A 1,908-nucleotide genomic window follows, 5' to 3' on the forward strand; every position below is an offset into this window, starting at 1 on the left:
GGACTTGAGTGCTGATCTTCGAAAATTCTCTTTGAAAGTAGAAAAATAATATTCACTCAGACGGCAAGAATTTCTGATCCTTGCTCCATTTGAAAATTCGGGTATTCTCTAAAAAGTCAAGATATAAATTTTAAAAGTATGTTAAAATTTTTCTTTGATAATCTTAGAAAATTACCCCCTTTTACAGCTTTTGATGCTGTAATGAGTTTATTGGTATTTTACATTTTTTCTTTGATTTAATTTAATATATATGATTTGATATTATTCTCTAGAAATTTTATTATGCAGTTTTTAGATTTAAGTATTCGTAGTTAAATGTCGTTTTATTTTTCCACAATGTATATACCAGTTCAATTAGTTTTCTTGTTATTGCTGTTAGTGCTACTTTTCTTGGTTTTCCTCTTTCTATTAGCGATTCATATTTCGCCTTGTATTGTGGAATAGATTTTATTATTCTTTCTGCCCACAGTGAGAATATGCGTCTTAAATGACTGTTTCCTTTTTTAGATATTCTTTTGTTTTTTCTATATTTTCCAGATTGCGATATTGTTGGATCAAATCCTATATATGAAACAAGATGTCTTTTGGTTTTAAATCTTGATATATCTCCTATTTCTGATATTATTGTATATGGAGTTACTAACTCACCTGAATCTGGGATTGACATTATCGCTCTATACGCTTGATAATATTCGTTTTCAGTAATATTTTTATCTTTTCTATTTTGATTATTATTGCTTTCATGATTATCATAATCGCGTTCATTTTTATGTTTATTATTTTTCTCGTTGGAATCATTATCTTTGAAGTTTCCAATTAATTCATTTGCAATTCTTTGTATTTCTTCTTCCAGTAATTCAAGTTGTTCTTTATAATCTTTTATTAAAATTATTTTTGATTTAATCAATATTGCTGATGAGTCATGTCTAATTCCTATTGAAATTTTTAAATCGTTTATTACTTTTAATGCTTTTTCTTTATTCCAATTTTTAAATGAAGCAAGTAAATTAGTTGCTTTTCTTCTATGTTTCATTATTGAATTTAAAGTTGGATATCTTGATAATAATTTTAGTAAGACTGGTGAATCCATCTTAGAAAAATGATTTAACAATTCAGGCATATACTTTTTTAAGTCATTCTTTAATTGTGTTTTTAATGAACCAAGATTTTTAGCAATACTTTCTCTTGCTCTAAGTAAATTTCTCAATTCTAAAACCAAATCCTCAGGTTCAGATGATTTTATTACATAATCTTTTAGTATATATACAGCTTTAGCAATATTTTTTGAATCAATCTTATCAGTCTTTGAATGACTAAAAGATTTCATGAAGTTTTTAAGTGAATATGGATGTAAAACCAAAACTTGAATACCTTTTTTGTTTAAGAATTGTTTTAGTGCAACATGATAAGTTCCTGTTGATTCCATTGCAATCATATACTCGTCATCAATACCTTTAATCAAATCAAAGAATTCATTAAAACCATCATATGATTGTTTGAAAACATAGTGTTTAAACTTTTCACCATCAAATATGGCAACATCAAATTTAGTTGATGAAATGTCAATTCCAACAGTAATCATACAGAATACCTCCTTTTGCCATACGGCCGTGATTGATACAAGCTTAACGCTTAATTCTCTAAACCATGCTAAAAGGAGTGGATAATTACCCAGCCTCAAGCTTTTTAGCTTAGCCGCTCAGACTATCTTTCTCCGTATGATTGTTATTTGTTTTCAAAGAGCTATTTGTACTATTTTTCTATTTATATTTTACAACTTTAAAATCAAAAATATTATTATGTTCTTTGACATTTTTTATAATTAATTTTTATTAATATTATTTTCTATTTTTATTATATACGGCACGCTCAGACACTTCGTCCATGAAGTGCTTCGCTTTCCAAAAC

General features: G+C 27.0%; 1 protein-coding gene. It reads right to left on the minus strand.

Going from position 1 to position 1,908, the window contains the following annotated elements:
- Positions 1-280 precede the first annotated feature (280 nt).
- A complete protein-coding gene (locus XO10_RS10440; RefSeq protein ID WP_014296913.1) occupies positions 281-1,582 on the minus strand; it encodes an IS110 family transposase in 1,302 nt (433 codons plus the stop codon).
- Between the last annotated feature and the right edge of the window lie 326 nt (positions 1,583-1,908).

Origin of the sequence: Marinitoga sp. 1135, from assembly GCF_013363245.1 — a bacterium.
Taxonomy (GTDB): domain Bacteria; phylum Thermotogota; class Thermotogae; order Petrotogales; family Petrotogaceae; genus Marinitoga; species Marinitoga piezophila.

Bases quoted from the DNA above. Each gene is read 5' to 3' on its own strand.
- XO10_RS10440 (WP_014296913.1), bottom strand. From the start codon at position 1,582: ATGATTACTGTTGGAATTGACATTTCATCAACTAAATTTGATGTTGCC.